25 protein-coding genes are annotated in these 26,023 nt (G+C 71.2%); 18 read left to right on the forward strand and 7 right to left on the reverse strand.

Annotated features, from left to right (window positions below):
- Window positions 1-31: 31 nt before the first annotated feature.
- Both ACWDVB_RS16075 and ACWDVB_RS16080 read right to left on the reverse strand, forming a co-directional pair.
- Window positions 32-2,269, reverse strand: coding sequence for an FtsX-like permease family protein (locus tag ACWDVB_RS16075; protein ID WP_451515306.1), 2,238 nt, complete (start codon window positions 2,267-2,269; stop codon window positions 32-34).
- Window positions 2,266-3,030 (reverse strand): ABC transporter ATP-binding protein, encoded by a 765-nt coding sequence (locus tag ACWDVB_RS16080; RefSeq protein ID WP_451515305.1) that lies wholly within the window; start codon window positions 3,028-3,030, stop codon window positions 2,266-2,268. The genes ACWDVB_RS16075 and ACWDVB_RS16080 overlap by 4 nt, the downstream gene beginning before the upstream one ends.
- Before the next feature lie 513 nt (window positions 3,031-3,543).
- Here ACWDVB_RS16080 and ACWDVB_RS16085 point away from each other — a divergent pair.
- Together ACWDVB_RS16085 and ACWDVB_RS16090 are read left to right on the forward strand one after the other, a co-directional pair.
- Complete coding sequence (locus tag ACWDVB_RS16085; RefSeq protein ID WP_451515304.1) at window positions 3,544-4,701, forward strand: DUF2786 domain-containing protein; 1,158 nt, start codon at window positions 3,544-3,546, stop codon at window positions 4,699-4,701.
- Between the two features lie 692 nt (window positions 4,702-5,393).
- Window positions 5,394-7,790, forward strand: coding sequence for an FUSC family protein (locus ACWDVB_RS16090; RefSeq protein WP_451515303.1), 2,397 nt, complete (start codon window positions 5,394-5,396; stop codon window positions 7,788-7,790).
- Window positions 7,791-8,038: 248 nt separating this feature from the next.
- Here ACWDVB_RS16090 and rpsN read toward each other — a convergent pair whose 3' ends face one another.
- The gene (gene rpsN / locus ACWDVB_RS16095) at window positions 8,039-8,344 is read right to left on the reverse strand and encodes a 30S ribosomal protein S14 (RefSeq protein ID WP_451515302.1); all 306 of its coding nucleotides are present in this window, start codon (window positions 8,342-8,344) and stop codon (window positions 8,039-8,041) included.
- Window positions 8,345-8,347: 3 nt separating this feature from the next.
- Window positions 8,348-8,584 carry a 50S ribosomal protein L28 gene (gene rpmB, locus ACWDVB_RS16100; protein WP_451515301.1) on the reverse strand — a complete coding sequence of 79 codons (237 nt, stop codon included), beginning with the start codon at window positions 8,582-8,584 and terminating at the stop codon, window positions 8,348-8,350.
- 72 nt (window positions 8,585-8,656) lie between these two features.
- Here rpmB and rpmG point away from each other — a divergent pair, with 72 nt between their 5' ends.
- The 5 genes from rpmG (at window position 8,657) to ACWDVB_RS16125 (ending at window position 11,013) form a co-directional block, all read left to right on the forward strand.
- A complete protein-coding gene (gene rpmG, locus ACWDVB_RS16105) occupies window positions 8,657-8,821 on the forward strand; it encodes a 50S ribosomal protein L33 (RefSeq protein ID WP_451515300.1) in 165 nt (54 codons plus the stop codon).
- 5 nt (window positions 8,822-8,826) lie between these two features.
- Window positions 8,827-9,072, forward strand: coding sequence for a type B 50S ribosomal protein L31 (locus ACWDVB_RS16110; protein ID WP_451515299.1), 246 nt, complete (start codon window positions 8,827-8,829; stop codon window positions 9,070-9,072).
- Window positions 9,072-10,274 carry a CobW family GTP-binding protein gene (locus ACWDVB_RS16115; RefSeq protein WP_451515298.1) on the forward strand — a complete coding sequence of 401 codons (1,203 nt, stop codon included), beginning with the start codon at window positions 9,072-9,074 and terminating at the stop codon, window positions 10,272-10,274. Before ACWDVB_RS16110 ends, ACWDVB_RS16115 begins: the two co-directional genes overlap by 1 nt.
- Window positions 10,275-10,276: 2 nt before the next feature.
- The gene (rpsR, locus tag ACWDVB_RS16120; protein WP_451515297.1) at window positions 10,277-10,519 is read left to right on the forward strand and encodes a 30S ribosomal protein S18; all 243 of its coding nucleotides are present in this window, start codon (window positions 10,277-10,279) and stop codon (window positions 10,517-10,519) included.
- A gap of 254 nt (window positions 10,520-10,773) precedes the next feature.
- On the forward strand, window positions 10,774-11,013 hold the full coding sequence (locus ACWDVB_RS16125) for a DUF397 domain-containing protein (protein ID WP_223775964.1): 240 nt from the start codon (window positions 10,774-10,776) through the stop codon (window positions 11,011-11,013).
- Window positions 11,014-11,098: 85 nt separating this feature from the next.
- Here the strand turns inward: ACWDVB_RS16125 and ACWDVB_RS16130 are convergent, their stop codons facing one another.
- Window positions 11,099-11,587: an ATP-binding protein gene (locus ACWDVB_RS16130; RefSeq protein ID WP_451515296.1), complete on the reverse strand. Its 489-nt coding sequence runs from the start codon at window positions 11,585-11,587 to the stop codon at window positions 11,099-11,101.
- Between the two features lie 314 nt (window positions 11,588-11,901).
- Between ACWDVB_RS16130 and ACWDVB_RS16135 the strand changes: the two genes are divergently transcribed.
- From ACWDVB_RS16135 to ACWDVB_RS16165, 7 genes are all read left to right on the forward strand, one after another.
- The gene (locus ACWDVB_RS16135) at window positions 11,902-12,765 is read left to right on the forward strand and encodes a helix-turn-helix domain-containing protein (RefSeq protein WP_451515295.1); all 864 of its coding nucleotides are present in this window, start codon (window positions 11,902-11,904) and stop codon (window positions 12,763-12,765) included.
- 105 nt (window positions 12,766-12,870) lie between these two features.
- Window positions 12,871-14,328 carry an aldehyde dehydrogenase family protein gene (locus ACWDVB_RS16140; RefSeq protein ID WP_451515294.1) on the forward strand — a complete coding sequence of 486 codons (1,458 nt, stop codon included), beginning with the start codon at window positions 12,871-12,873 and terminating at the stop codon, window positions 14,326-14,328.
- Between the two features lie 164 nt (window positions 14,329-14,492).
- Window positions 14,493-15,134, forward strand: coding sequence for a PadR family transcriptional regulator (locus ACWDVB_RS16145; protein ID WP_451515293.1), 642 nt, complete (start codon window positions 14,493-14,495; stop codon window positions 15,132-15,134).
- A gap of 139 nt (window positions 15,135-15,273) precedes the next feature.
- On the forward strand, window positions 15,274-16,215 hold the full coding sequence (locus tag ACWDVB_RS16150; RefSeq protein WP_451515292.1) for an ATP-binding cassette domain-containing protein: 942 nt from the start codon (window positions 15,274-15,276) through the stop codon (window positions 16,213-16,215).
- A complete protein-coding gene (locus tag ACWDVB_RS16155) occupies window positions 16,212-17,024 on the forward strand; it encodes an ABC transporter permease (protein ID WP_451515291.1) in 813 nt (270 codons plus the stop codon). Before ACWDVB_RS16150 ends, ACWDVB_RS16155 begins: the two co-directional genes overlap by 4 nt.
- Window positions 17,025-17,138: 114 nt before the next feature.
- On the forward strand, window positions 17,139-17,906 hold the full coding sequence (locus ACWDVB_RS16160) for a MerR family transcriptional regulator (RefSeq protein WP_451515290.1): 768 nt from the start codon (window positions 17,139-17,141) through the stop codon (window positions 17,904-17,906).
- A gap of 171 nt (window positions 17,907-18,077) precedes the next feature.
- Window positions 18,078-18,767: a DedA family protein gene (locus ACWDVB_RS16165; protein WP_451515289.1), complete on the forward strand. Its 690-nt coding sequence runs from the start codon at window positions 18,078-18,080 to the stop codon at window positions 18,765-18,767.
- Between the two features lie 92 nt (window positions 18,768-18,859).
- On the opposite strand, the gene ACWDVB_RS16170 is transcribed toward ACWDVB_RS16165, so the two are convergent.
- Window positions 18,860-20,536 (reverse strand): threonine/serine ThrE exporter family protein, encoded by a 1,677-nt coding sequence (locus ACWDVB_RS16170; protein ID WP_451515288.1) that lies wholly within the window; start codon window positions 20,534-20,536, stop codon window positions 18,860-18,862.
- 121 nt (window positions 20,537-20,657) lie between these two features.
- On the reverse strand, window positions 20,658-21,149 hold the full coding sequence (locus tag ACWDVB_RS16175) for an inorganic diphosphatase (RefSeq protein ID WP_055549835.1): 492 nt from the start codon (window positions 21,147-21,149) through the stop codon (window positions 20,658-20,660).
- 85 nt (window positions 21,150-21,234) lie between these two features.
- Between ACWDVB_RS16175 and dacB the strand changes: the two genes are divergently transcribed.
- From dacB to hpt, 4 genes are all read left to right on the forward strand, one after another.
- The gene (gene dacB / locus ACWDVB_RS16180) at window positions 21,235-22,761 is read left to right on the forward strand and encodes a D-alanyl-D-alanine carboxypeptidase/D-alanyl-D-alanine endopeptidase (RefSeq protein ID WP_451515287.1); all 1,527 of its coding nucleotides are present in this window, start codon (window positions 21,235-21,237) and stop codon (window positions 22,759-22,761) included.
- 78 nt (window positions 22,762-22,839) lie between these two features.
- Window positions 22,840-23,961 carry a zinc-dependent metalloprotease gene (locus ACWDVB_RS16185; protein ID WP_451515286.1) on the forward strand — a complete coding sequence of 374 codons (1,122 nt, stop codon included), beginning with the start codon at window positions 22,840-22,842 and terminating at the stop codon, window positions 23,959-23,961.
- Between the two features lie 238 nt (window positions 23,962-24,199).
- Window positions 24,200-25,243, forward strand: a complete 1,044-nt coding sequence (gene tilS, locus ACWDVB_RS16190; protein WP_451515285.1) for a tRNA lysidine(34) synthetase TilS — start codon at window positions 24,200-24,202, stop codon at window positions 25,241-25,243.
- Between the two features lie 53 nt (window positions 25,244-25,296).
- A complete protein-coding gene (hpt, locus tag ACWDVB_RS16195; protein WP_055565725.1) occupies window positions 25,297-25,857 on the forward strand; it encodes a hypoxanthine phosphoribosyltransferase in 561 nt (186 codons plus the stop codon).
- The last annotated feature ends 166 nt before the right edge of the window (window positions 25,858-26,023 follow it).

A 26,023-nucleotide genomic window follows, 5' to 3' on the forward strand; every position in this document is an offset into this window, starting at 1 on the left:
CACCCACGCGTCCGCCGCCCTGTCGGCACCCTCACATCCGCCGCGCTCCAGCCGTCGCCGCCCCCGCCGCCACCACGCCACAAACCCCCACAGCCACACCCACGACATCCCAGGGCACCGCCACCCCCGTCGGCACCGACAGCCGGGCAAGCCCCGCCGACAGGCCCCCGAGGTTGACCGCCGTCACTGCGAGGCCGAGGAGCGTGCCCGCTGCCACCGCCACCAGTGCCTCTCCGGTGACCACCATCCGTACCTGCCGCCCCGTGGCCCCCGCGAGCCGCAGGGACTGCAGCTCCGTGCCCCGCACGGACGCCGCCATCAGCAGCGTGCTCGCCAGGGAGATGCTCGTATAGATGAGGGAGATGCCGAGCAGCATCAGCAGACCGAGCCGCGTCTGCGCCTTGGTCCGAGGGTGCGTCGCGGACAGCCACTCCTCGGCCGTCCGCACCTCGCCCCCGGTCACGGCAGCCAGCACGGCAGCGGTCGTGTCCGGATCGGCACCCGCCTTCAAGCGCACGTCGATCCGGTCCACGGGCACGGGCACGGGCACCTGGGAACCAACGCCCCCGACCGAGGCGTTGGGAGAAGTGACGTACGCACCGTTGTCCCCGCTCCCCTGGGCCAGTACCGCCACGATCCGCAGCCGTGCCCGCCGCCCGTCGCCCAGCCAGACGTCGACGTGTTCGCCGACCCGACGCTTCTCCCACTCCTCGTTGACGACGATCGACCGCTCGTCCAGATCGCGTACGTCGCCCGCGACCACCGCCAGCCGGGACGTCGCCGCCAGCGCCGCGGGGTCACGCACCGCGCGCGCGTCGGACCGTACGAGCGCGCTGCCCTCCTCACGTACGAAGACGGCGGTGGAGGCGGAGGCGGAGACGGCCGCGGCCCCAGGAACCTTTCGATTCTTCGGGGTCCTCAAGTCGGTCCCTGTGACGACCAGATGCGCGGCCGTACGCTCACGCGCCTCCGCCGCCTTCGCCTCGCTCACGGTCTGCGCCGAGCCGAGCAGGCTGCCCGCGAGGGCGACGGTGACCAGGACGGGGGCCGCGACGGCGGCGGTACGGCGTACGGAGGCGGTGGAGTTCTCACGTACGAGGAGACCGATGGCGCCCGGCAGCCGGAAGGCGCGGACGACGGGCCGTACGAGCAGCGGTGCGAGCGCGGCGGCCGCGGTGATCAGGATCATCGGCTGGACCGTGTACGTCTTGCGCTTCATCAGCGAGGACGGGTCCGTGACCAGGGTCCAGGCGAGCAGCCCGACGCCGCAGGCGAGCAGCGCCGCCCCCACGATCCGCCGGCTCCACGGCATGACCCCGCTGTCCACGGACGCGTCGCGCAACGCCTCGGCCGGGGTGACGCGCCCGGCCCGCCGGGACGCGGCCCAGGCACCCGCGAAGGCGACGAAGAGACCGACCCAGAAGGCGAGTTGGAAGGGCCACGTGAGCCAGGCGCCGATCGCCTGCGCGACGGCGCAGATTTCCGATGCGTCTGTTTCGTGTGATGCGTGTGATGCGTGTGATGCCTCCGCCCCGGAGATCGCGAACCATCGCGGCGCGATCCCGGCGTCCACCAGCGCCTCGCCGAGCAACGGCCCGCCCCACGCCCCGAGCACACACCCGACGGCGGACGCCGCCACGCCCACCGCGAGAGCCTCGCCGAGGAGTTGCCTGCGCACCTGGCCGGGCGTCGCGCCCGCCATCCGCAGCAGCCCGAACTCCCGCCGCCGCAGCGCCACGACGAAGGCGAACGTCGACGCCGTGACGAACACCGACACGAAGGCGGCCACCCCGCCCGCCGTGCCGAGGAAGGAGTTGACGGCCACCAGCGCCTCGGCGTCGCGCGCCGTGCCGGGGTCGGCCTGGCGGCGGTCGCCGCCGGTGAGGACGCGGGCCCGGCCGTCGACCGCGTCGCGCACCTGCCGCGCCGGGGCGTCGACGCCGACCGCGTCCCGCTTGTCGCCGTCCAGCCGTACGGGACCGAGCCGCCGAAGGTCGCGCAGCAGTTCGGTATCGACAGGGTGTGGATGAGCGAGCGGCTTCGATACGTGTGCGGTGCCCGGCCCGCGCTCGACCGGCACCGTCAGCCGGTCCTGCCCCATGACGACGACGGGCGACCCCGCGAACCGCACGGGCGGACGTTCCGGCGCGGCGAGGCTCGCGTCCAGCCCGAGTCCCATCGCGGCGGTGAGCCCGACACCGAGGGCGACGGCCACGAAGGCTCCGAGCAGGCTGCTCCAGCGGGCGCGGAGAGAGGCGAGGAAGATCATCGGGCGGCCGCCTCGTCCATGTCGGTGACGACCGTGGCGCTCTCCAGTATCGCCATACGTTCAGCCACCGCACCGGCACTCGGCGCCCGCAGCTCGCTCGCCACCCTGCCGTCCACGAGGAACACCACGCGGTCCGCGTACGAGGCGGCCACCGGGTCGTGCGTGACCATCACGGTCGTCTGCCCTTCCTGGTCGACCAACCCCCGCAGCAGCGCGAGGACCTGTCGGCTGGTTCCCGTGTCGAGCGCCCCGGTCGGCTCGTCGCCGAAGAGGACGGCGGGGCGGCTGACCAGCGCCCGCGCGAGGGCGACGCGCTGCTGCTGGCCGCCCGAGAGCTCGCCGGGCCGATGTCTGGCCCGGTCGGCCAGGCCAACCCGGCCGAGGGCGTCGCGGATCTCCGTACGAGAAGGGCGGCGGCCCGCGAGACGCAGCGGGAGCGCGACGTTCTGGGCGGCGCTCAGTGAGGGGATGAGGTTGAAGGCCTGGAAGACGAAACCGATCCGCTCCCTGCGCAACAGCGTGAGCCGGCGCTCGCTCAGCCCCGTCAATTCGGTGCCGCCCACTTCGACTGTCCCCGACGTCGGCCTGTCCAGGCCCGCGGCGCACTGCAGAAGCGTGGACTTCCCGGAACCGGAGGGGCCCATGACCGCGACGAAGGTCGCGGCGCTCACTTTCAGGTCCACGCCGTCGAGGGCGGTGACGTTGCCGTGGAGGCGGCGGAGGGCGGTGAGGCGTACGGCGGTTCTGGCGGTCTCGGTCATGTGTACAGCCAAGCGGGGTGTGCTTGTGCGGGCACGACCACTGAGGGGTGTTCCGGGGTATGGCCAGCCCTACCTTTCCCGGCGGGGCTTGGCTGGTGACGGTGTCCCTCGCTGTTCTGGTGCGGCTTGTCCTCCCGCCGCTTCGCGGCGGATATGTCCCACCCACCCACCCGTTTACCCCGCATAGAGGCGTGGAGGTAGGGCGGGCGTTTACCCCGGGCGGAGGTGTCGGGCCGGGGTGGGGTGTGGGCCCGCGTGGAGGTGCCGAGTGGCTCCGCCGCACCGCACCCACCGCATCTACCGCACCGCACCCACCGAACCCACCGAACCCACCGCACCGAACCCACCGAACCCACCGCACCGAACCCACCGCACCGCATCTACCGCACCTCACCCACCCCATCCACCGCACCTCCCGCACCTCACCCACCCCATCCACCGCACCTCACCCACGCCCACCCACCGCACCTCACCCACCTCATCCCACCTCACCCCACCTCATACCCTGTCCCTATGGATTCGGTGATCGACAAAGCGTTCGCGGCGGCGTTGTACGGCGACGACCACGAGGGCCTGGACACCGGAGCATCCCTCCTGGCGGCCGCCCCCGAGGCGGACGCGGAGCTGCGTCGGCGCGGTGAGGAGTATCTGCGTCGGGCCTGGCGGCACGGCTGGCAGCCCGCGGATGTCGTACGGCTGGTCCGCCGTGACCTGGGCGAGCCGCACGTACGCCTGACCGCCGCCCTGATCCGAGCCGAAACCAGCGGCTACGCCCACCTGCCACCCCGCTGGCCGGCCCAGCTGGCCGACCTCGACCCCGCCGCCGAACAGGCCGGCGACCGCTTCGGTGACCGCTTCTCGGAAGCCACCACCCACCTGGAGCTCTACCGCCTGCTCCTGCGCCTCCCCCCGATCGAGCCGGTCGGCCCACCGCCCGGCGAATCCGTGCCGGGCCCGGTCGAGGGCGAGCCCCGCACGCTCACCCGCATCCGCGCCCTGCTCGCCAAGGCGGAGGCGACCGGCTTCCCCGAGGAGGCGGAGGCGCTCACCGCGAAGGCGCAGGAGCTGATGGCGCGGCACTCGCTCGACGAGGCGCTGCTCGCCGCCCGTACCCACGCGAAGGACGTCCCCGGGGCGTGCCGCGTCGGCGTGGACGCTCCGTACGAGACGGCGAAGGCGATCCTGCTCGACTCCGTCGCCACCGCGAACCACTGCCGCGCGGTGTGGAACGAGGCATACGGCTTCTCGACCGTCGTCGGCTTCGAACCCGACCTGGCGGCCGTCGAACTGCTCTACACCTCCCTGCTCGTCCAGGGCACGGCGGCGATGACGAAGGCGGAGGCGGGGCAGCGCGCGGCGGGCCGCAAGCGTACGAAGACGTTCCGGCAGACGTTCCTGCTGGCGTACGCGCATCGCATCGGCGCCCGCCTGGCGGAGGCGGGGCAGCACGCGGTCACGGAGGCGGCGGCGGAGGACGGCTCAGAGGACTCGCTCCTCCCCGTACTCGCGGCACGCGACGTCTCGGTGACCGACCGCGCCGAGCGGATGTTCCCGGAGACGACCACGACCCGCGTGCGCGGGGCGACGGACGGCGAGGGCTGGACCCACGGCACGGCGGCGGCCGACCGGGCCCACGTCGCGCCCCGGAACCGGGGTCCCGCGCTGCCCTGACGTACGCGTCATGGACTCACGAGTGAGCGAGTCAACGCCAGCGGCCAGCCGAGCACACGTGGTCCCTGACGGCGGGGTTCGCCGCGACCCTGCTCATCGGCGGTGACCCCGCCGCGCCCTACCCCGCCGCTTCGCGGCGGATGTTCCCCACCCAACCACCCGTTTACCCGGCAATGGGCATGGTGACGTAGGAGCAGGGGCAGCCCGCCCGCCCCGCCCGCCCCACCGGTCCGCAGCCGCCGGCGAGACCGGAGGGGACGTGGCGGTATGTCCGCCCGGAGCACAGTGACGCAGCACCGGGCGCCGAAGCAGACAGGCGCCCGCGCCAAGATAGCGAGGACGGACATACCGCCGCGGCCCCGCCCCACCTCCAACGGGAGGCGCCCGGCAGAAACCAACGCGCCACGTAGGCCGCATCCACCGGGGGTCAACGTCCGCCCCGCCCCCGGCGAAAGCCGCAGCCGCCGCAAGTCAACACCCCGCCCCACCCCGGCCGAAACGCACAGCCGCCGGAAAGGACGCCCGCCACCCCCGACGGAAGACACAGCCACCGGGGAAACGACCCCCGCCCCGACCCCCGCCCCGACCCCCGCCCCGACCCCCGCCCCGACCCCCGCCCCACCCCCGGCAGGAACGGCACATCCGGCCCACACCACCCCCAACCCACCCAATACGCCCCGTATCATCACAGAGTGACCTGGCTCCGAGCGCTGAAAGAGACAGCCCGCTCAGGCCTGACCGTCGAGCGCAAACGCCTCGAACCCCTGGTAGCCGCCCGCGGCGCCGCAGGCCTGGCCATCATGATCGGCCTCAGCCTCACCCTCTTCGGCCCAGCAGTAGCCGCAAGCTCCGCCTTCGGCGCCTTCCAGGCAGCCATCGCCACGTTCCAACGCAGCTGGCGCCCCCGCCCGGAACTCGCCCTGGCCTCCGGCACGAGCCTCGCCGTCTCCACCTTCCTCGGCTACCTCACCGGCTCCCACCTCCTCCTCTTCCTGGCCCTCCTCTGCCTCTGGACCTTCCTGGCAGGTCTGAGCTGGGCCGCGGGCCCGACCGTCGGCATCATCGCCTCGTCGAACGTGGCGATCATGCTGGTGACGGTCACCATCCCGGGCTCGGTCGCCGCCGCCGCGGGCCACGCGGCGATGATGATCGTCGGGGGCTGCGTCCAGGCGGCGCTGGTGATCCTCTTCCCGGTACGCAGATGGGGCGCCCACCGGGACGCCCTGGCCGACGCCCTGGCCGCCGAGGCGGACTACGCCCGCAGGCTCCGGCACGACCCCGTGGCCCCCTTCGACCCCGAGCCCTTGATGGCGGCCCGCGACGCGGCGACGATCACCGCGCGCCAGGCCCGCAGCCGCCCCGCGGAACTGCACGGCTCCCGAGGCCTGGCCGAACGCATCCGCCCGGTCCTCGCCTCCCTGGCGGACCCGGCGGTGGGCGTCCCGCCGGAGGGCAGAGAGCGTGACCGGGTGCGCGAGCTCCTCGGCGCGGCGGGCGCGGTCCTGGACGCGGCGGCCCGCGCGATCCGCCACGGAGAGCCGGTGAAGGTCCCCCCGGCGGCCCTGGCCGCGCTCAAGACCCCGGACACGGGAGCGATCCTGACGGGCCCGGCATACCGAGCGGCAACACGCCTCGGCGCGCTCCTGAGGGACGTACTGGAAACAGCAGGCGGCACACAAAACCCCCCACCGCCCACGCACCCCACCACCCGCCCGACCGGAGAACCCACCCCCCAACCCGACGGTCAACCCACCACCCACCCGGCCAGCAAATCCGCCACCGCGCCCGAACCCCAGCCCGCCACCCGGCCGGACGGCCAATCCACCACCCCGCCCGACACCCAATCCACCACCCCGCCCGACACCCAACCCACCACCCACCCCGACGCTCCCCCCACCCCCCAACCCCCTCCCCACCCCCTCACTCAATCCGACACCCAGCCGATCTCCCTGCTCCGCCCCACGCTCCCCGCCCTCGTCCCCACGGCCCTGCGCGCCATGCGGGCGGCCCTGCGGCATGAGTCCCCGGTCGCCCGTCACGCGATCCGCGTCACCGCGGTGGCCGCCGCCGGCTACCTCCTGGGGGCCTGGCTGCCCTTCGGCCACGGATACTGGGCGCCCATGGCCGCCGTCATGGTGATGCGCCCGGACTTCTCCCAGACGTACTCCCGCGCCGTGGCCCGCTTCGGCGGCACCCTCGTCGGCGTCGCGCTCGCCACGGGCCTGGTGCAGTTGGTCCACCCCCGCACGGGCCTGTCCGCCGCGCTGGCCGTGCTCTGCGCCGGGATGATGTACCTGCTGATGCGCACGGGCCAGGTGGCGGCGCAGGCCTGCGTGGCGGCGTACGTCGTGTTCCTGCTCGGCATGGGCGGTCAGCAGTGGACGCAGACCGTCCCGGAACGAGTGCTCCTGACGCTGCTCGGCGGCGTCCTGGCGATGATCGCGTACGCGGTGTACCCGGCCTGGGAGACCCCGCGCCTGCGCACCCGCCTCGCGGACTGGCTGATCGCGGACGGCCGTTACGCCGCCGCGGTCGTCGACCACTACGCACATCCGGCGGGCAAGGCCTGCCCCGACGTCCGCGAGGCGCTGCTCGCGGCGCGGGACGCGCGGGTCGCCTGGCAGGAGGCGACGGCCCGCGCCAAGAACGAGCCGGTGCGCCATCGAGGACTGTCCCGCGCCGCGGCCGCCGACGCGGAGGAGGCCCTGGCCCAGCTGGGCCGCGTGGCGATGCTGATGGAGGCGCATCTGCCGGAGCGCGACGTGACACCCGTCCCGGCGGCGGCCCGCCTGGCCGAGGCGCTGCGCAAGTCGACGGAGCAGGGCGCCAAGGTGGTACGCGAACGCCGCGTCCCTCAGTGGGACGCGGTCCGCAAGGCCCTGGAGGAGTGGGACGGCGAGGGTGTCCCCGACCGCGTCGTACGCAAGGGAGCGGGCCTGCTCCTGACCACCCTGGAAGAACTCTCGGACGCCCTGAACACATCCCCGCCCCCCATGCTCCTGGACGGCTCACAAACCCCCGACGGCCGCCGCCCCGACGGCGGCCACCCCGACGACGGCCGCCACCCCGACCCCCCACCACCCCGCTGACCCACGGCCGAGGCCAAGAGGGGGACGGAGGGCGGTGGACAGAAGGCGGAGGGCGGTGGACGGAGGCCGGTGGACGGAAGGCGATGGCCGCCGGAGGCCGGAGACGCACACGCCCTTAGCCCACACCCCACCGAAGGCACCGACGCTCCCGGCCGAAGGCACCGACGCTCCCGGCCGAAGGCACCGACGCTCCCGGCCGAAGGCACCGACGCCCCCACCGAAATCGCCCGCCGAAATCCCGCGCCAAGCTACCAGGACGACTTCCGCACCCCAGGCAGAAATCCCGCATGCGCCAGCTCACGCAACTTCACCCTCGACAGGCCGAACGCCCCCACATACCCGCGCGGACGTCCATCGACACTGTCCCTGTTCCGCACCCGCGTGGCACTCGCGTCACGCGGCTGACACGCCAACTCCCGCTGCGCGGCGAGCCGTTCGGCGTCCCCCGTGCCCGGCCCGCGGATGATCTCCTTCAGCTCGGCCCGCCGCACGGCGTACCGCGCGACGGTCTCGCGGCGCTTCTCGTTCTTCGCGATCTTGCTCTTCTTCGCCATCGGTCAGACCTTCCCGCCCCGCGCGCGGACCCTGGCGACGGCCGCCTCGACCCCGATGGAGTCCACGGTCCTGATGCCCTTCGTGCTGAGCCGCAGCCGGACGTACCGCCCCTCACTCGGCAGCCAGTACCGCTTGCTCTGGATGTTGGGGTCGAAGCGGCGGGAGGTCCGCCGGTGGGAGTGGGAGATGTGGTTGCCGAAGCCGGGCTTCGCGCCGGTCAGCTGGCAGTGGGCGGACAAGGTGACGCACCTCTCGGTCGATGGAAGGCACCCCGCTATTGAAAACGGGAGTCGTTTTCATATACTACCCACATGGCCCGCAACGAACTACGCCCCGTCATCAAGCTCCGCTCCACGGCGGGAACCGGCTACACCTACGTGACCCGCAAGAACCGCCGAAACGACCCCGACCGCCTCACGCTGCGCAAGTACGACCCGATGGCCCGACGCCACGTCGACTTCCGAGAGGAGCGCTGACCGCCATGCGCAAGGACATCCACCCCCCGTACGGCCCCGTCGTCTTCCGCGACAAGGCCGCCGGTTTCGCCTTCCTCACCCGGTCGACCGCGAGCAGCGAGAAGACGGTCGAGTGGGAGGACGGGCGTACGTATCCGGTCATCGACGTCGAGGTCTCGTCCGCGAGCCACCCCTTCTACACGGGGACGGCACGCGTCATGGACACCGCGGGCCGCGTCGAACGCTTCGAGCGCCGCTTCGGTAAGCGCTGATGGACCACCGGCCCGGCGGGCACACCGCCCGCCCGATGGACACGGTGATCGTCGGCGGCCTCCACGCGGACGCCCGCAGGGCGGCCGTCGACCACCTCCTCGCCACCGTCCCCGGCAGCGTCGCCCTCCACCACGACCTGTCGGCCGCCGCCGAGCGGGGCACCGTCGTACGCACCGTGCGCGACACCACCGGCGTGCTCTCCACGGGTGACACGCCCCTCGTCAACGACTGCGCGTGCTGCGCGCTCCGCGAGGACCTCGTGCCCGAGCTGCGACGGCTCGCGGACGCGGGCCTGACCAGGCTCGCGGTCGTCGAGCTGTGGGACTCCGTCGAGCCCAAGGCCATGGCCGAGGTGATCGCGGCGCACAGCGACGAGGGCATCAGGCTCAGCGGCGTGGTCACGGCGGTCGACCCCGCCCTGCTCCTGCCCTGCCTCGGCAACGGCGACGACCTCATGGAGGCCGGTCTCGCCGCGGCCCCCACCGACCAGCGCACCGTCGCCGACACCTGGGCGCGCCAGCTGGAGTACGCCCCCGTGCTCGCCGTCCTGGACTCGGCCGAGGCCGACGACGAGGACCGCGCGCTGCTCGCCCAGCTCCACCCGACCGCCCGCCAGGTCCTGATCAGCCACGGCGATCAGGGGGGTGTCCCCCTGCTCTTCAAGAGCTTGATGGAAGGCGCCGCGCTCGCCGGCTTCGACGTTGAGGCGGCCGCCGCGGCCCAGCACCCGGCCTGCGCGCTGCTCCCGGCCGAGGCCGACGCGAGCGGCGTCTCCACCTTCGTATGGCACCGGGAGCGGCCGTTCCACCCGGAGCGGCTCTACGAGGCGCTGGAGGATCTGACGTGCGCGGCCGCCCGCAGCCGGGGGCGGTTCTGGCTGGCCGACCACCCGGACACGCTGCTCGGCTGGGACGCGGCGGGCGGCGCGCTCTGCGTCGAGAGCGCCGGGCCCTGGCTCGCCTCGCTGCCGGACGCCGCGTGGGAGATGGTCCCGCCGGTGCGCCGCGCGGCCGCCGCCCTCGACTGGCACCCGGAGCACGGCGACTGCTGCAACCACCTGGTGTTCACCTCGCCGGGCCTGGACCGCGACGGCCTCGAACGGCTCTTGGAGTCCTGCCTGCTGACCGACGAGGAGTACGCGGCCGGGCGCGATGCCTGGAAACACCTGCCCCCCGCCTTCGACACCCTTCTGGAGGTCTGACCTTGTCCCCCCGCAAGTCCGCCGCCACCCGCCCGCAGAAGCCGCGCCCCAATCCCCTGGACCAGCTCGGAATCACGTACGTCGACTACAAGGACACGGATCTGCTCCGGAAGTTCATCTCGGACCGCGGCAAGATCCGCAGCCGTCGGGTCACGCGCGTGACGGCTCAGCAGCAGCGGCAGATCGCCGCCGCGATCAAGAACGCCCGCGAAATGGCGCTCCTGCCGTACGGCGCCCCGCGCTGATCCGAAGCCGCCCCTGTCTCTCGCTCCCTCCCCGTCACACCGCGCCCGCTGTTTTCCGTCTCCGGACGGAACACATCCGGCGCGGTGTGCGTCTGTTTCTAGGGCATGGCGGACCGTGAGAGCTGTAATCAAGACGACACCGCGCGTGCACGTGCATCTGCCCATGCATCGGCATGTGAACACAGCTATGATCCGGGACAGTTGACCACTGCATCTAGAGCCACTAAAGGCACTGCACCACCGGGGAGCGATCTGTGCACCACGCGTTTAACGGCATGGCGGCCACGGAGCTTCACGGGGTGGTCTGGCAGAAGAGCAGGCACAGCAACTCGCAGGGCTCGTGCGTGGAGTTCGCGAAACTGCCGGGCGGCGACGTCGCCGTGCGCAATTCGCGCTTCCCGGACGGCCCGGCGCTCGTCTACACGCGCGCCGAGATAGAGGCGATGCTGCTGGGGATGAAGGACGGGGAGTTCGACCACCTGATAGGCGGCTAGGTGCGCGGACGCGGACGCCTCAACCTCAGCATCGGCTTCAGTATCGGCCTCAGCGTTGGCCTCAGTATCGGCCTCGGTCTCGGCCTCAGCCCAGTTGGAACAGCGCCCAGACCACCTTGCCGCGCAGCGTCCCGGCGAGCGGGTGCCAGCCCCAGCCGTCGCTGAAGGACTCCACCAGGAACAGGCCGCGGCCCGACTCCGCGGAGAAGTCGTCGTCGGCGTCCCGCGTCACCGGGCTGTCGTCGCTGGGGTCGCGCACGGCGCACACCAGACGGGACGCCCAGCGCATCAGATGGAGCCGCACGGGCGGGTCCGGGTGCTCGCGCGGGGTGTCGGCGGGCAGCGCGTGCCGCAGGGCGTTGGTGACGAGTTCGGAGACGACCAGCGCTATGTCGTCGAAGCGCTCTTCCAGATCCCACTGCCCGAGCGTCTTGCGGGTGAACTGCCGGGCGCTGCCCACCGCGTCATAGCGGGCGGGGAGGGCGACGGAGGCCGCGCTGGAGACCGCCGAGGGGTCGAGCGGGGGAAGGCCCTGCCGCAACGGCTCGAGCATGGTCGATCCATTCGTCCCCATGCGAGGCACTCCCCGGTTTCGCGGTACGTAGCGATGGAGCGGTGGCGCGGTCGGTCGCCGATGGTGCGGGTGGTACACGGTCGGTACAGCAGTGGCGCGCGGACCATGGTTCCGAATGCGCACAGCAGATGCAAGGGCAGATGCACGTGCACGCGCCGGACTTGGTGCCTCCCGTGCCACTTCTTGCCCATTTCTTCCCACGACTTCTTGTGAAGAGCTTTCGGACGCTTTCCCTTTCTGTAACCGGACGTGTACGGCCCGAAGCGTTTAATGGCAGACTGCTGGCTTCCAGTCGATGGGGAGGATTGAGCGAAGTGACCGCAGGGGAGTCGAGCGGCTCGGTGGTACGGCGCATCCTGCTGGGCTCGCAGCTGAGGCGCCTGAGGGAGTCGCGAGGCATCACCCGCGAAGCGGCCGGCTACTCGATCCGCGCCTCCGAGTCGAAGATCAGCCGCATGGAGTTGGGACGGGTGAGCTTCAAGTCCAGGGATGTAGAGGACCTTCTGACGCTGTACGGCGTCACGGACGAAGCCGAGCGCGGCGCACTGCTCTCGCTCGCCAAGGAGGCCAACCTCACGGGCTGGTGGCACAGTTACTCCGACGTCCTGCCGGGCTGGTTCCAGACCTACATCGGCCTGGAGGGCGCGGCCTCACTCATCCGCGTCTACGAAGTGCAGTTCGTCAACGGCCTGTTGCAGACCGAGGCGTACGCGCACGCGGTCGTCGCGCGCGGCATGAAGGGCGCGAGCGAGGCCGAGATCGAGCGCCGTGTCGCCCTGCGCCTGGAGCGCCAGAAGCTCCTCGCCTCCGAACACGCGCCCCGCTTCCACTGCGTACTCGACGAGGCGGCGCTCCGACGCCCGTACGGCGACCGGGAAGTGATGAGGGGTCAGATCCAGCACCTCATCGATATCTCCGAGCGGCCCAACGTCACGCTCCAGGTGATGCCGTTCAGCTTCGGCGGCCACGCGGGCGAGAGCGGCGCCTTCACCATGCTGAGCTTCCCGGAGTCCGATCTCTCCGACGTCGTGTACGTGGAGCAGCTCACCGGAGCGCTCTATCTCGACAAGGCGGATGAGATCGCCCAGTACGAGCGGGTGGCGGCGCAGCTGCACAAGGACAGCCCGGATCCGGCGGACAGCCGCGACCTTCTGCGTGGACTGCTTCAACTCACCTGAAACATAAGTACTATGACGTGAAATCAGGTGCTGGCGCACGTCCGTCTCCGTTGGCCGCTGCTCGCCGCCTGTTTCCGTCTGCTGCCGCGGCAAGGGGTCCGTCTCATGTCCTTCTTCACTGACCTGGCTCTCCAGTACATCGACGGGGAGTGGAAGACCGGCTCGGGCTCCTGGGACATCATCGACTTCAATCCGTACAACGGTGAGAAGCTGGCGTCCATCACCGTCGCCACGGCCGACGAGGTCGACCAGGCGTACCGCGCCGCCGAGCGCGCGCAGCGCGAGTGGGCCGACACGAATCCGTACGCCAGGCGCGGCGTCTTCGAGCGCGCCCTGCGCATCATCGAGGACCGCGAGGAAGAGATCACCGAGGCGATCATCGCCGAGCTGGGCGGCACCCGGCTCAAGGCGGCCTTCGAGATCCACCTCACCAAGGAGTTCCTGCGCGAGTCCGTGCACCTCGCGCTGCGGGCCGAAGGGCGCATCCTGCCGTCGCCGGACGACGGCAAGGAGAACCGCCTGTACCGCGTCCCGGTGGGAGTGGTCGGCGTCATCAGCCCCTTCAACTTCCCGTTCCTGCTGTCGATCAAATCGGTCGCCCCGGCCCTCGCCCTGGGCAACGCGGTCGTACTCAAGCCCCACCAGAACGCGCCGGTGCTCGGCGGCAGCCTCGTGGCCAAGGTGTTCGAGGACGCGGGACTGCCGGGTGGACTGCTCAACGTCGTCATCACGGACATAGCCGAGATAGGCGACGCCCTGCTCGAACACCCGGTGCCGAGCATCATCTCCTTCACCGGCTCGGACCGCGTGGGCCGCCATGTCGCCACGGTCTGCGCCTCGAACTTCAAGCGCTCGATCCTGGAACTGGGCGGCAACAGCGCGCTGATCGTCCTGGACGACGCCGACATCGACTACGCCGTGGACGCGGCGGTCTTCAGCCGTTTCGTGCACCAGGGCCAGGTCTGCATGGCGGCCAACCGCATTCTCGTGGACCGCGCCGTGGAGGCGGAGTTCACCGAGAAGTTCGTCGCCAAGGTCGCCTCGCTCAAGGTCGGCGACCCGGCCGAGCCCGGCACGCACATCGGCCCGCTCATCAACTCCTCGCAGGCGGACGCCGTCACGGCCGTCGTCGAGCAGGCCGTCGCCGCGGGCGCCACGGCCCTCCTGCACGGCCGCACCGAGGGCAATCTCGTCGCCCCCTCCGTCCTGACGGGCCTGCCCGCCGACTCCCCGGTCCTCGGCCAGGAGATCTTCGGCCCGGTCGCCCTGCTCATCCCGTTCGACGGCGAGGACGAGGCGGTACGGATCGCCGACGACAGCCCGTACGGCCTGAGCGGCGCCGTGCACACGGGCGACATCGAGCGCGGTGTGCGGATCGCCAAGCGCGTCAGGACCGGCATGATCCACGTCAACGACGGCACGGTGCACGACGAGGCGATCGTGCCGTTCGGCGGCGAGAAGAACTCCGGCGTGGGCCGGCTGAACGGCGAGTCGACGGTCGACGCCTTCACCACGCAGAAGTGGATCTCGGTGCAGCACGGGCGTTCCCGCTTCCCGTTCTGATCACCTTCTCTCCTTACTCCCACCCACCATCCGCGAGGTGCCGAGCCTGGGCGACACCTTCCCGCTGCCCGAGACGCCGGAGGACGGCCTTCGAGCTGGTGGCGCCGGAGCAGGGATACCCTAGTCAAAGTTGATGACTGGGGGCGAACGGAAGGGCGCGGTACATGTCAGCGATCCGGCTACTGGTTCTCGGGGCCGTGCGCCAGCACGGCCGCGCCCACGGCTATCAGGTCCGCAACGACCTGGAGTACTGGGGCGCCCACGAGTGGTCCAACGCCAAGCCGGGCTCGATCTACCACGCCCTGAAGCAGCTGGCCAAGCAAGGGTTTCTGCTGGCCCATGAGATCGCCCCCTCCACGGCCGGCGGCCCGCCGCGTATCGAGTACGAGATCACGCAGAAGGGCACCGAGGAGTATCTGACGCTGCTCCGCGGGGCCCTCGCCACGTACGACCAGCGGCCCGACATGCTCACGTCCGCCCTGGGTTTCATCGTCGACCTGCCGCGTGATGAGGCGGTCTCGCTGCTCAAGGAGCGGGTGCACGCGATCGAGGAATGGCGGAAGTCCGTCACCGAGTACTACACCCCCGAAGCGGGCCCGGAACAGCTCGGTCACATCGGCGAGATCATGAACTACTGGGTGCACACGGCCGATGGCGGCATGGAGTGGGCCAGGGGCCTGATCGGGCGGATCGGGGGCGGCGCGTACACCTTCGCCGGTGAGGGCGAGCCGTTCGTCGCGGTGCTCGCCGATGGCGAGGAGAACCCGTACGCGACGGGCGAGCCGCACGCGGGGGACCGCGGCTGAGCGGGTCCGGCGGCTAATCAAGTTTGACGAATACTCCCTCCTGGGTTACCTTTCTCTGTCTAGTCAAGTTTGACTACATGATCGACGAGGCCGCGATGAGGCATCGACGAGGCATGAAGCGAAGGACGAGGGGAGTCGGATGGCGGACGCGATCGTCGTCGAAGGCGTACGGAAGAGGTTCGGGGAGAAGGTCGCGCTCGACGGCCTCGACCTGCGGGTCGGCCGCGGCACCGTGCACGGCGTGCTCGGGCCCAACGGAGCGGGCAAGAGCACGGCGGTGCGGGTGCTGGCCACCCTGCTGCGCGCCGACGAGGGGCGCGCGGAGGTCGCGGGGCACGACGTGCGGCGCAGCCCCGACGAGGTGCGCGGGCGCATCGGGCTGCTCGGCCAGCACGCGGCGGTCGACGAGGAGCTGAGCGGCCGCCAGAACCTGGACATGTTCGGTCGGCTCCACCACCTGGGCGCGCGCCACGCGCGCGTGCGGGCCGACGAGCTCCTGGAGCGGTTCGGCCTCGCGGAGACCGGCCGCAAGGCGGTCAAGCGCTACAGCGGCGGCATGCGGCGGCGTCTGGACCTCGCCGCCTCTCTCATCACGGAGCCCGAGGTGCTGTTCCTGGACGAGCCCACCACGGGCCTCGACCCCCGGGGCCGCGCCGAGGTGTGGGAGTCGGTGCGCTCGCTGGTCGGCGGCGGCACGACCGTACTGCTGACCACGCAGTACCTGGAGGAGGCGGACCAGCTGGCCGACCGCGTCTCGGTGATCGACGGCGGCCGCGTCATCGCGGAGGGCACCCCGGACGACCTGAAGGCGAAGCTGGGCGGCGACCGGATCGACGTGGTGGTGCGGGACGCGGCCGACCTGGCCCGCGCCGCCCAGCTGCTGCCGGGCACCGCCACGGTGGACGCCGACCGGCGGCTGGCGTCCGCGCCGGTCACCGACCGGATGGAGGCCCTCACGGGCGTCGTACGGGCGCTGGACGGCGCGGGCATCGACGCGGAGGACGTGGTGCTGCGCAGGCCCACGCTGGACGAGGTGTTCCTGAGTCTGACCGGACGCCCGAAGGAGACCGAGGCCGTATGAGTACGTCGATGAGCCGTATGAGTACGTCGATGAGCTGGGCCCTCACGGATTCCTGGACCATGACGCGCCGCGAGCTGGCGCACTGGGCGCGGCAGCCGGTGCAGGTCCTGGTGGGTCTGGTCTTCCCGGTGATGCTGCTGCTGATGTTCACCTATCTGATCGGCGGCGGGCAGGGCATCTCGGGCGAGTACGCGGAGTTCCTGGTGCCCGGCATGTTCGCGCTGACGATGACGTTCGGCCTGGACGCGACGATGGTCGCCGTGACCCAGGACCTGAACAAGGGCGTGATCGACCGGTTCCGCTCTATGCCGATGGCCAACGGCGCGGTCCTGGTGGGGCGCTCGGCCGCCGACATGCTCCAGTCCTTCGTCTCGCTGCTCGTCATGATGGCGGTGGGGCTGGCGATCGGCTGGCGCTGGCACGGCTCGTTCGCGGCTGTCCTGGCGGCCGTCGGGCTGCTGCTCATGCTGCGGTTCGCGATGCTGTGGCTCGGCATCCATCTGGCGATGGTCGCGGGCAGGCCGGAGCTGGTGGCGGCCGTGCAGATCCTGGTCTGGCCGGTCGGCTTCCTCTCCAACGCCTTCACGGTCCCGCAGAACATGCCGGGCTGGCTGGGGACCCTGGTCGAGTGGAACCCGATGTCCGCGACCGCCACCGCCGTACGCGACCTCTTCGGCAACGACCCCGGGGTGGCGGGCACGTCCTGGGCGGCCGAACAGGCGGGGCTTTTGGCGGTGCTGTGGCCCGTGGTGCTGGTGGGAGTGTTCCTGCCGCTGGCGGTACGGAGGTTCGCGGCGCTCAGCAAGTAGCGCCCTCGGCAAGTAGCGCGAGCAGCGGGCGGGCCCTGCGCGGTGCTCGGCTTGCACCTCACGCGACGTGAGGACGCAGGCTGAGCCGCGTACCGAAAAGGAAGGGCGGAGGCCATGAGCTACTCCGTGGGACAGGTCGCCGGTTTCGCCGGGGTGACGGTGCGCACACTGCACCACTACGACGAGATCGGCCTGCTCGTGCCCAGCGGGCGCAGCCACGCGGGTCACCGGCGCTACAGCGACGCCGACCTGGACCGGCTGCAGCAGATCCTGTTCTACCGAGAGCTCGGCTTCCCCCTCGACGAGGTGGCGGCCCTCCTGGACGACCAGGCCACCGGGAACACGGACCCGCGCGCGCACCTGCGCCGCCAGCACGAGCTGCTGACCGCCCGGATCGCCAGGCTCCAGGAGATGGCCGCCGCCGTCGAGACCGCCATGGAGGCGAAGAAGATGGGCATCAACCTCACGCCCGAGGAGAAGTTCGAGGCCTTCGGGGACTTCGACCCCGACCAGTACACGGAGGAGGTGGAGCGGCGCTGGGGTGACACCGAGGCGTATCGCGAGTCGCAGCGCAGGTCCGCGTCGTACACCAAGGACGACTGGAAGCGGATCAACGACGAGCTCGCGGCGGTCCACGCCCACCTGGGCGACCTGCTCGCCCAGGGGCTCGCGGCCGACTCCCAGGAGGCGATGGACGGCGCCGAGGAGCACCGCCGCTTCATCTCCCGGCACCACTACGAGTGCTCGCACGAGCTGCACACGTGCCTCGGGGAGATGTACGTAGGTGACGAGCGGTTCACCGCCTTCTACGAAGCCATCCGGCCCGGGCTCGCGGCGTACATGAGGGACGCGATCGTGGCGAACGCGGCGCGCAACAGCTGACGGTAAGGGGTGCGTAAGGGGTGATGCGTAAGGGGTGCTCTTCTGGAGAGCGCCCCTTACTGCGCTGCCTAGTTGGACGGTGGAACCTGGCCGGGCCGCCCGGCGTTGATAACTTTGGGCGGCTGCACCCGCCGCCGCACCGCCCCCCCTCACCCTCAGGAGCCCGGAACCGTGACGACGCTTGCGCTCGGACCAAGCTGGCTGGATCCGGATTACCTGCTCAACCAGTTCGGCCTCTGGGGCCTGCTGGTGATCGTCTTCGCCGAGTCGGGCCTGCTCATCGGCTTCTTCCTGCCGGGTGACTCGCTGCTGTTCACCACGGGCCTGCTGATCACCACGCACAAGCTGGACACCCCGCTGTGGCTGGCCTGCGTGCTGATCTGCCTCGCCGCGATCCTCGGCGACCAGGCGGGCTATCTCTTCGGCAAGAAGGTCGGCCCGTCGCTGTTCAACCGCCCGGACTCCAAGCTCTTCAAACAGGAGAACGTGGTCAAGGCCCACGAGTTCTTCGAGAAGTACGGCCCCAAGTCCCTGGTCCTGGCCCGCTTCGTGCCGATCGTCCGTACGTTCACGCCGATCATCGCCGGTGTCTCCGGCATGCGGTACCGCTCGTTCATCACGTTCAACATCATCGGCGGCATCCTGTGGGGCGCGGGCGTCACGCTGCTCGGCGCCTGGCTCGGCAACATCGCGTTCGTGCACAAGAACATCGAGGCGATCCTCATCCTGATCGTCCTCATCTCGGTGGTCCCGATCGCCATCGAGTTCCTGCGGGCGCGCGGCAAGTCCAAGAAGGCGGCGGCCGCGGGCGGCGCCCAGGGCACGCCCCCGGCCCAGCGCGGCAGGCACGCGAAGCGGTAGGGGTGAAGACAAGCCCGTCCGGCGTTTGAGGACTGGGGCCCCGGGGGCGAAGCGGCCCGCACAAAGGTGCGGCCGCTGTTCGCCCGCGGGGGTCAGAAACCCCTGGTCCGCTTCGCCGCACGGCGATTCGCCGCGGTGGCCGCCCCCGGCAGCTTCAGGAAGAGCCGGGAGACCTCGCTCCCCAGGTTCACGCCGATCGCGATGGCCAGGGCCGTGGCGACGGCCGTGGTGAGCGAGTTGATGCCGGTGTTCAGGTCGTTCTGCGCGAGGGCCAGCAGCCCGAAGTACGTCGCGCTACCGGGCAGCAGCGGCCCGATCGCGGCCGTCACGTACGGCAGTGAGGACGCGAACCGGTAGCGTGAGAAGAGCTGCCCGAACAGGCCCACCAGACCGGCCGCGACGGCCGTCGCCGCGACGGGCGACAGCTCAAGGGGCGTATGCGCGAGGGCGCCGAACATCACCCAGGCGATGCCGCCGTTGAGCGTCACGATCAGGACGGTGTGACGTTCCTGCTGGAGCAGGATCGCGAAGGCGAGACTCAGCGCCATCGACGCCAGGATCTGGATGACCGGGCGCGACGACGACACCCCGAACTGCGTCTCCGGCGTCAGGTTCGTCGCGTCCAGCATCACGCCGAGCGACAGCACGAGCAGCACACCGCAGACGATGCCCACGATCAGGTACATGACCTCCAGGAGGCGCGCGGCCGCGGTGATGTAGTAGCCGGTCAGCCCGTCCTGCACGCCCGCGACCAGCGCCCGCCCCGGGATCAGCGCGAAGAGCCCACCGGTGATGACCGCGGACGCCATCGTCGCCTCGGTGTGCGCGAAGCTCAGCGCGACACCCATCGCGGCGGGCGGCATCGCGGCCCCCACGAACTGGTAGAACTCCGGCAGCCCGCGCCCCGCGCAGAGCCAGGCGAGCCGGTCGCCGAGCATCGCGCCGACAGCGGCCACCACGAAGACCAGCGCACCACCGCCCACCAGGACGGACGCGGCGCCCGCGAGCAGCCCGCTGGCGGCCGTGAGGGCCCATCCCGGGTAGGGGTGACGGTTGCGCCGGATGCCCGCGAGGCGGCGGTAGGCCTCCTCCAGGGAGACCTCGGTGTCCGGGTCGCTGATGTCGTCCACCAGGTGGAAGACCGCCGCGAGCCGCGTGTAGTCGGTGCCCCGGCGGCGTACCGTGCGCGAGGCCGTGACGGGGTCCTCCACCAGCGAGGGCTGGTGGGAGATCGACAGGAGCGTGAACGTCACGTTCGGCTCGCAGCGGTCGAGGCCGTAGGAGCGGCAGACGGCGAACATCGCCGCCTCGACGTCCTCGGCGCCCTCACCGCCGGCGAGCAGCAGCTCCCCGATACGCAGCGTCAGGTCGAGCACGCGCGGCACGGCGGGCCCGCTGTCGTCCTCCTGCTTCTGCGCGGGCTCCGGAGCGGGCCGCTCGGTGACCGGCATCCGCAGCATCGTGCGCATCTGGTCCTGCCAGGGCGCTTCCTTGGTGAGCTTCACCAGGGGGATGCCCTGCGCGGGCGTGAAGGCCTGCGGGGCGTTGCGGGCGCTGTAGGTGGCCGGCGTCGTGAACGCCGACTTCTCGGTCTCCTGCGTCGCCGTGGGCGGCGGGGTCGCGAAACCGGTGGGGACGGCGAACTCAGAGGTCGTCTGTGACTCGTCCTCGGGCGCCGGCGGCTGCGAAGACACCCCGCTGGGCTGCACGAACGCGCTGCGGGCCTCGTCCGACTGAGGCTTTCGGTCCTCGGCCTCATGCTCGGCCACTGATGCCCTCACTTCTCATACGACTCGTACGCACCCTCCGTATGGCCAGTATGGGCACAGATACGCGAACGGGCCGCGCGGTCCGGAAGCCGGATCGCGCGGCCCGTTCGAGGCCGGAGGCTCAGTGGCCGCCCTGCGCCTCAGCACGCTTGTACGACTTCTCGATCTCGGCCTCGGCGTCCGCGCGGCCGACCCAGTCGGCGCCCTCGACGGACTTGCCGGGCTCCAGGTCCTTGTAGACCTCGAAGAAGTGCTGGATCTCCAGGCGGTCGAACTCCGAGACATGGTGGATGTCACGCAGGTGCTCGACGCGCGGGTCCGAGGCCGGGACGCAGAGCAGCTTGTCGTCGCCGCCCGCCTCGTCGGTCATCCGGAACATGCCGATCGCGCGGCACTTGATGAGGCATCCCGGGAAGGTCGGCTCGTCCAGGATGACCAGGGCGTCCAGCGGGTCACCGTCCTCGCCGAGGGTGTTCTCGACGAAGCCGTAGTCCGCGGGGTAGCTGGTCGAAGTGAAGAGGCGACGGTCCAGCCGGATCCGGCCGGTCTCGTGGTCCACCTCGTACTTGTTCCGCGAACCCTTCGGAATCTCGATGGTGACGTCGAACTCCACGGGTGGCTCCTCCATGATCAGCACATACTTCGGGTGATTAAGTGTCCCTCACGCAGATGTGTGATCGCGAAAGGGGCTGGTCGTCGTGCCGGAGCTCAAGCCGTGGCAGCGGCCTCGGCAGCTTTTGAGACAGCTGCCCAAGCCTTCCGCCATCAAGCTCCCCCGAGTCTCGGGGAAGCTCACGACCTGGCAGCTCACGGCGGGTGCCGCCACCCTCGGCCTGGTGATTTCGGCCGGGGCGGTGGCCGCGGCCGGCCCTTGGGACTCCTCCGGTCAGCGTACGGCCGAGCGGGACCGGGCAGTCGCCCAGGAGGCCGGGGGTGGCGCAGATCACGGCGGTGGTACGTCCGGACGGGGCCCGGAGGCCGCTCCGAGCGCCCCTTCGGTGCTCGCCGGGCTCGGCGCGCCCGCGGGGACGGCGCCCACGCCGACGGACCGCGCCCTCGCGGACGTACTCGATCCGCTCCTGAAGGACCCGTCGCTCGGCCCCGAGCGCTCCGCCGTCGTCCTCGACGCGTCCTCCGGGAAGCGGGTCTACGGCAAGGGGGCGCGGGACGGTCTGACGCCCGCGTCGACCATCAAGATCGCCACGGCGGTCGCGGCGCTGTCGGCCGCGGGCCCCGACCACCGGATCGCCACCAAGGCGGTCATCGAGCCGGACTCCAAGGACGTCGTCCTGGTCGGCGGCGGCGACCCCACGCTGACCGCCCGCAAGAGCGGCCGGTACACCGCCACCGCCGCGAGCCTGCGCACGCTGGCCGAGGACACCGCCCGCGCCCTGAAGTCCCGCGACATCGACAAGGTGACGCTCTCCTACGACGCCTCGCTGTACTCCGGGCCGCCGCAGCACCCCATCGGGCCCAACGAGAACATCACCCCCGTCAGCGCCCTGATGGCCGACGAGGGCCGCCTCGACGACTCCTCCAGCGGTCCTGCCCCGCGCTCGGGCGACCCGGCGGGCGACGCGGCGAGTAAATTCGCGGGCTTCCTGAAGAAGCACGGCATCACGACGGACGCCGCCCCCGGCCCCTCCAAGGCATCCCTGCGCGCCGAATCCCTCGCCAAGGTCGAGTCGCCGCCCCTGTCCGCGCTGGTCGAGCGGATGCTGACCCACAGCGACAACGACATCGCCGAGGCACTGGCCCGCCAGACGGCTGTCGATGCGAAGGAACCGGCCAGCTTCGACGGCGCCGACCGCGCGGTCCGAGCCCAGCTCGGCAAGCTCAAGCTCCCTCTCGGGGGTGCCAAGTTCGCCGACGGCAGCGGCCTGGACCGCACCGACCGGATCTCCGCCGCACTGCTCGCCGCACTCCTGGACCGCGCCGCGGACCCCGCCCACCCCGAACTGCGCTCCGCGGTGACGGGCCTGCCCGTGGCGGGCTTCACCGGCACGCTGGTCGACCGCTACCCCAAGGACTCCCCGGGCACCGGCGTCGTACGCGCCAAGACAGGCACCCTGACCGGGGTGAACACCCTCGCGGGCACAGTCGTCGACGCGGATGGCCGCCTCCTCCTCTTCGCTTTCATGACCACCGGCACAAAGGACCCCCAGTCGGCCCAGAAAGCCCTGGACCACATGGCCTCGACCCTCGCGAACTGCGGCTGCCGCTAGGTCCCCTAGGGGTAGCCCCGGGGCAACCTGGGGGGTCAACACCCTCCGCCGGAGGGGGTGAGCACGTACCGTTGACGCATGACGAGCATCGGTGGTGCCGAGATGGTCGACTGGAATCTCGCGGTGGCGACCGCGACCCGGCTCGTGCGGCCGGGGCCGGAGGTGAGCCGGGACGAGGCGCGGGCCATCGTCGCCGAGCTGCGCCGGCATGCCAAGTCGTCGGAGGAGCACGTCCGTTCCTTCACGGGCATGGGCACGGACGACACCCACGACACCCCCGTCCTGGTCGTGGACAGAGCGGGCTGGATCAGGGCGAACGTCGCGGGTTTCCGGCAGATCCTCAAGCCCCTCCTGGATAAGATGCAGGACAAGCGCGGCGGCGGCCCCGGCGGAGCCGTCCTCGGCGCGGTCGGCGGCAAGGTGACGGGCGTCGAGCTGGGCATGCTCCTGTCGTTCCTGGCCTCCCGCGTCCTCGGCCAGTACGAGACCTTCGCCCCGGCCACCCGCGACCTGCCCGCAGGGGAGAACGGCGGCGGCAGGCTCCTTCTGGTCGCCCCGAACATCGTGCACGTCGAGCGCGAACTGGACGTGGACCCCCACGACTTCCGGCTCTGGGTCTGCCTCCACGAGGAGACGCACCGCACCCAGTTCACCGCCGTGCCCTGGCTGCGCGACCACCTCGAAGGCGAGATCCAGTCGTTCCTCGGCGAGACCGAGGTCGACCCCATGACGGTCCTGGAGCGCGTCAGGGAGGCCGCCCAGTCGTTCGTGGGCGGCCGCCCCGAAGCCGAGGAGGAAGACGCCGGACGCTCCATCGTCGAGCTGGTGCAGACCCCCGCCCAGCGCGAGATCCTCGCCCGTCTCACGGCCGTCATGTCCCTCCTGGAGGGCCACGCGGACTTCGTCATGGACGGCGTCGGCCCCGACGTCGTGCCCTCCGTCGCCGAGATCCGGGAGAAGTTCAAGGAGCGCAGGGCCCGCGGCGTCGGCCGCCTCGACCAGGCGCTGCGCAAGCTCCTCGGCCTCGACGCGAAATTGCGCCAATATCGGGACGGCGAGCGCTTCGTACGGGCGGTCGTGGAGGAGGTCGGGATGGACGGCTTCAACCGCGTGTGGACTTCGCCGAACACGCTGCCCACCAAGGCGGAGATCGCCAAACCGGCGGACTGGGTCGCGAGGGTGCACCGTAAGGGAGACTGAGGGACCGGATGCGGCCGATGGCAGGAGAACGCCCCCGCAATCACCCGTCCGAGGGACCGTGGGCGATGGGTAGGCGTGCAATGCTCGGGGAACGGCTCGGCTCTGTCACCATCGACACACTCTGAGTGACCGAATGCTCGGGATTCCGAGGTCTGGGTGACCAGACCCGGTCTCCGGAGTGGGTCCTGAGTGATTGGTCCGAGGCTCACCCCCCCGAACTTCATGAAGGGAACCGGACATGGGTCCCCATCCTGCGGTCGCGGCGATACGCCTGGCGGTCCGCCGCGTACTCCACGACGTACTGACCGACGTACAGCGCAGCTCCGACAACGACCCCCCGTACCCCCCACACCCACACGAGCAGGCCCCGCGGCCGCTCGTGCTCGTCGCCTGCTCCGGCGGCGCCGACTCCATGGCGCTCGCCTCCGCCCTCGCCTTCGAAGCGCCCAAGCTCGGCATCCGCGCCGGCGGCGTCACCGTCGACCACGGACTGCAGTCCGGCTCCGACCTGCGCGCCGCCGAAGTGGTCGTGCGCCTCACCGCCCTCGGCCTCGAACCGGTCGAGTCCGTCGCCGTGCGCGTGGGCCGCGACGGAGGCCCCGAGGCCGCCGCCCGCGACGCCCGCTACGCCGCCCTGGACGCCGCCGCCGAGCGGCATTCGGCGGCCGCGGTCCTGCTCGGTCACACGCGCGACGACCAGGCGGAGACGGTCCTGCTCGGCCTCGCCCGCGGCTCCGGGATCCGCTCCCTGTCCGGAATGGCCGCGACCTCGGGGGTCGCGGGCCGTTACCGCCGCCCCTTCCTGCACGTCGACCGCCAGACCGCCCGCAAGGCGTGCATGGTCCAGTCGCTGCCCGTCTGGGACGACCCGCACAACGCCGACCCGGCGTACACGCGGTCCCGGCTGCGCCACGAAGGCCTGCCCGCCCTGGAGAAAGCGCTCGGCAAGGGCGTCGTCGAAGCGCTCGCCCGTACGGCCAGGCTCTCCCGCGACGACGCCGACGCCCTCGACACATGGGCCGCCCAGGCCGAGGCGTCCGTACGCGACGCGGCGGGCCTCCTGGAGTGCGCCAAGCTCTACGCCCTGCCGCCCGCCGTGCGGCGCCGCATCGTGCGCAGGGCCGCCATCGAGGCCGGGGCGCCCGCCGGTTCCCTCTTCGCCCGGCACATCGAAGAGGTCGACCGTCTGATCACCGGCTGGCGTGGTCAGGGGGCGATCAATCTCCCGGGCAGAGTCGTGGCTCAGCGCCAGGGTGGCAGACTGGTGATCCGGCAAGGCTGACAGGAGGCCCGTGCTCATCGCGGGCCGGTCGGCCGGTGGGACGACCGAAAGTGATGCGGGTGGACGCGAAAGACATGGGCACCGACCTCAAGTCGGTGCTCATCACCAAGGAAGAGATCGACGCGAAGCTGGCCGAGCTGGCCGCGAAGGTCGACGCGGAGTACGCGGGCAAGGACCTGCTGATCGTCGGTGTCCTCAAGGGCGCCGTGATGGTCATGGCGGACCTGGCGCGTGCGCTGTCCACCCCCGTCACGATGGACTGGATGGCGGTGTCGTCGTACGGCGCGGGCACCCAGTCGTCCGGCGTCGTGCGGATCCTCAAGGACCTGGACACCGACATCAAGGGCAAGCACGTCCTGATCGTCGAGGACATCATCGACTCCGGTCTGACGCTGTCCTGGCTGCTGTCCAACCTCGGCTCGCGCGAGCCCGCCTCCCTGGAGGTGTGCACGCTGCTGCGCAAGCCCGAGGCGGCGAAGGTCGCCATCGACGTGAAGTGGATCGGTTTCGACATCCCCAACGAGTTCGTCGTGGGCTACGGCCTGGACTTCGCGGAGAAGTACCGCAACCTCCCCTTCGTCGGCACGCTGGCTCCGCACGTCTACGGCGGCTGACGCCAGGGACTGAGTGCGGCGGCGGGGAACCCTCACCCGTTTCCCGCCGTTGGACCATGCGAAGGCGGGTTTGCCAGCCGTCCCGTGCGGCTTCGGGTCACAATGCTGGGGTACCGTCCGAAGAACAGTCTTTATCAAACTCACTATGGCAGGAGGGACGGGGCGT

The organism is Streptomyces sp. NPDC003379, from assembly GCF_053589195.1.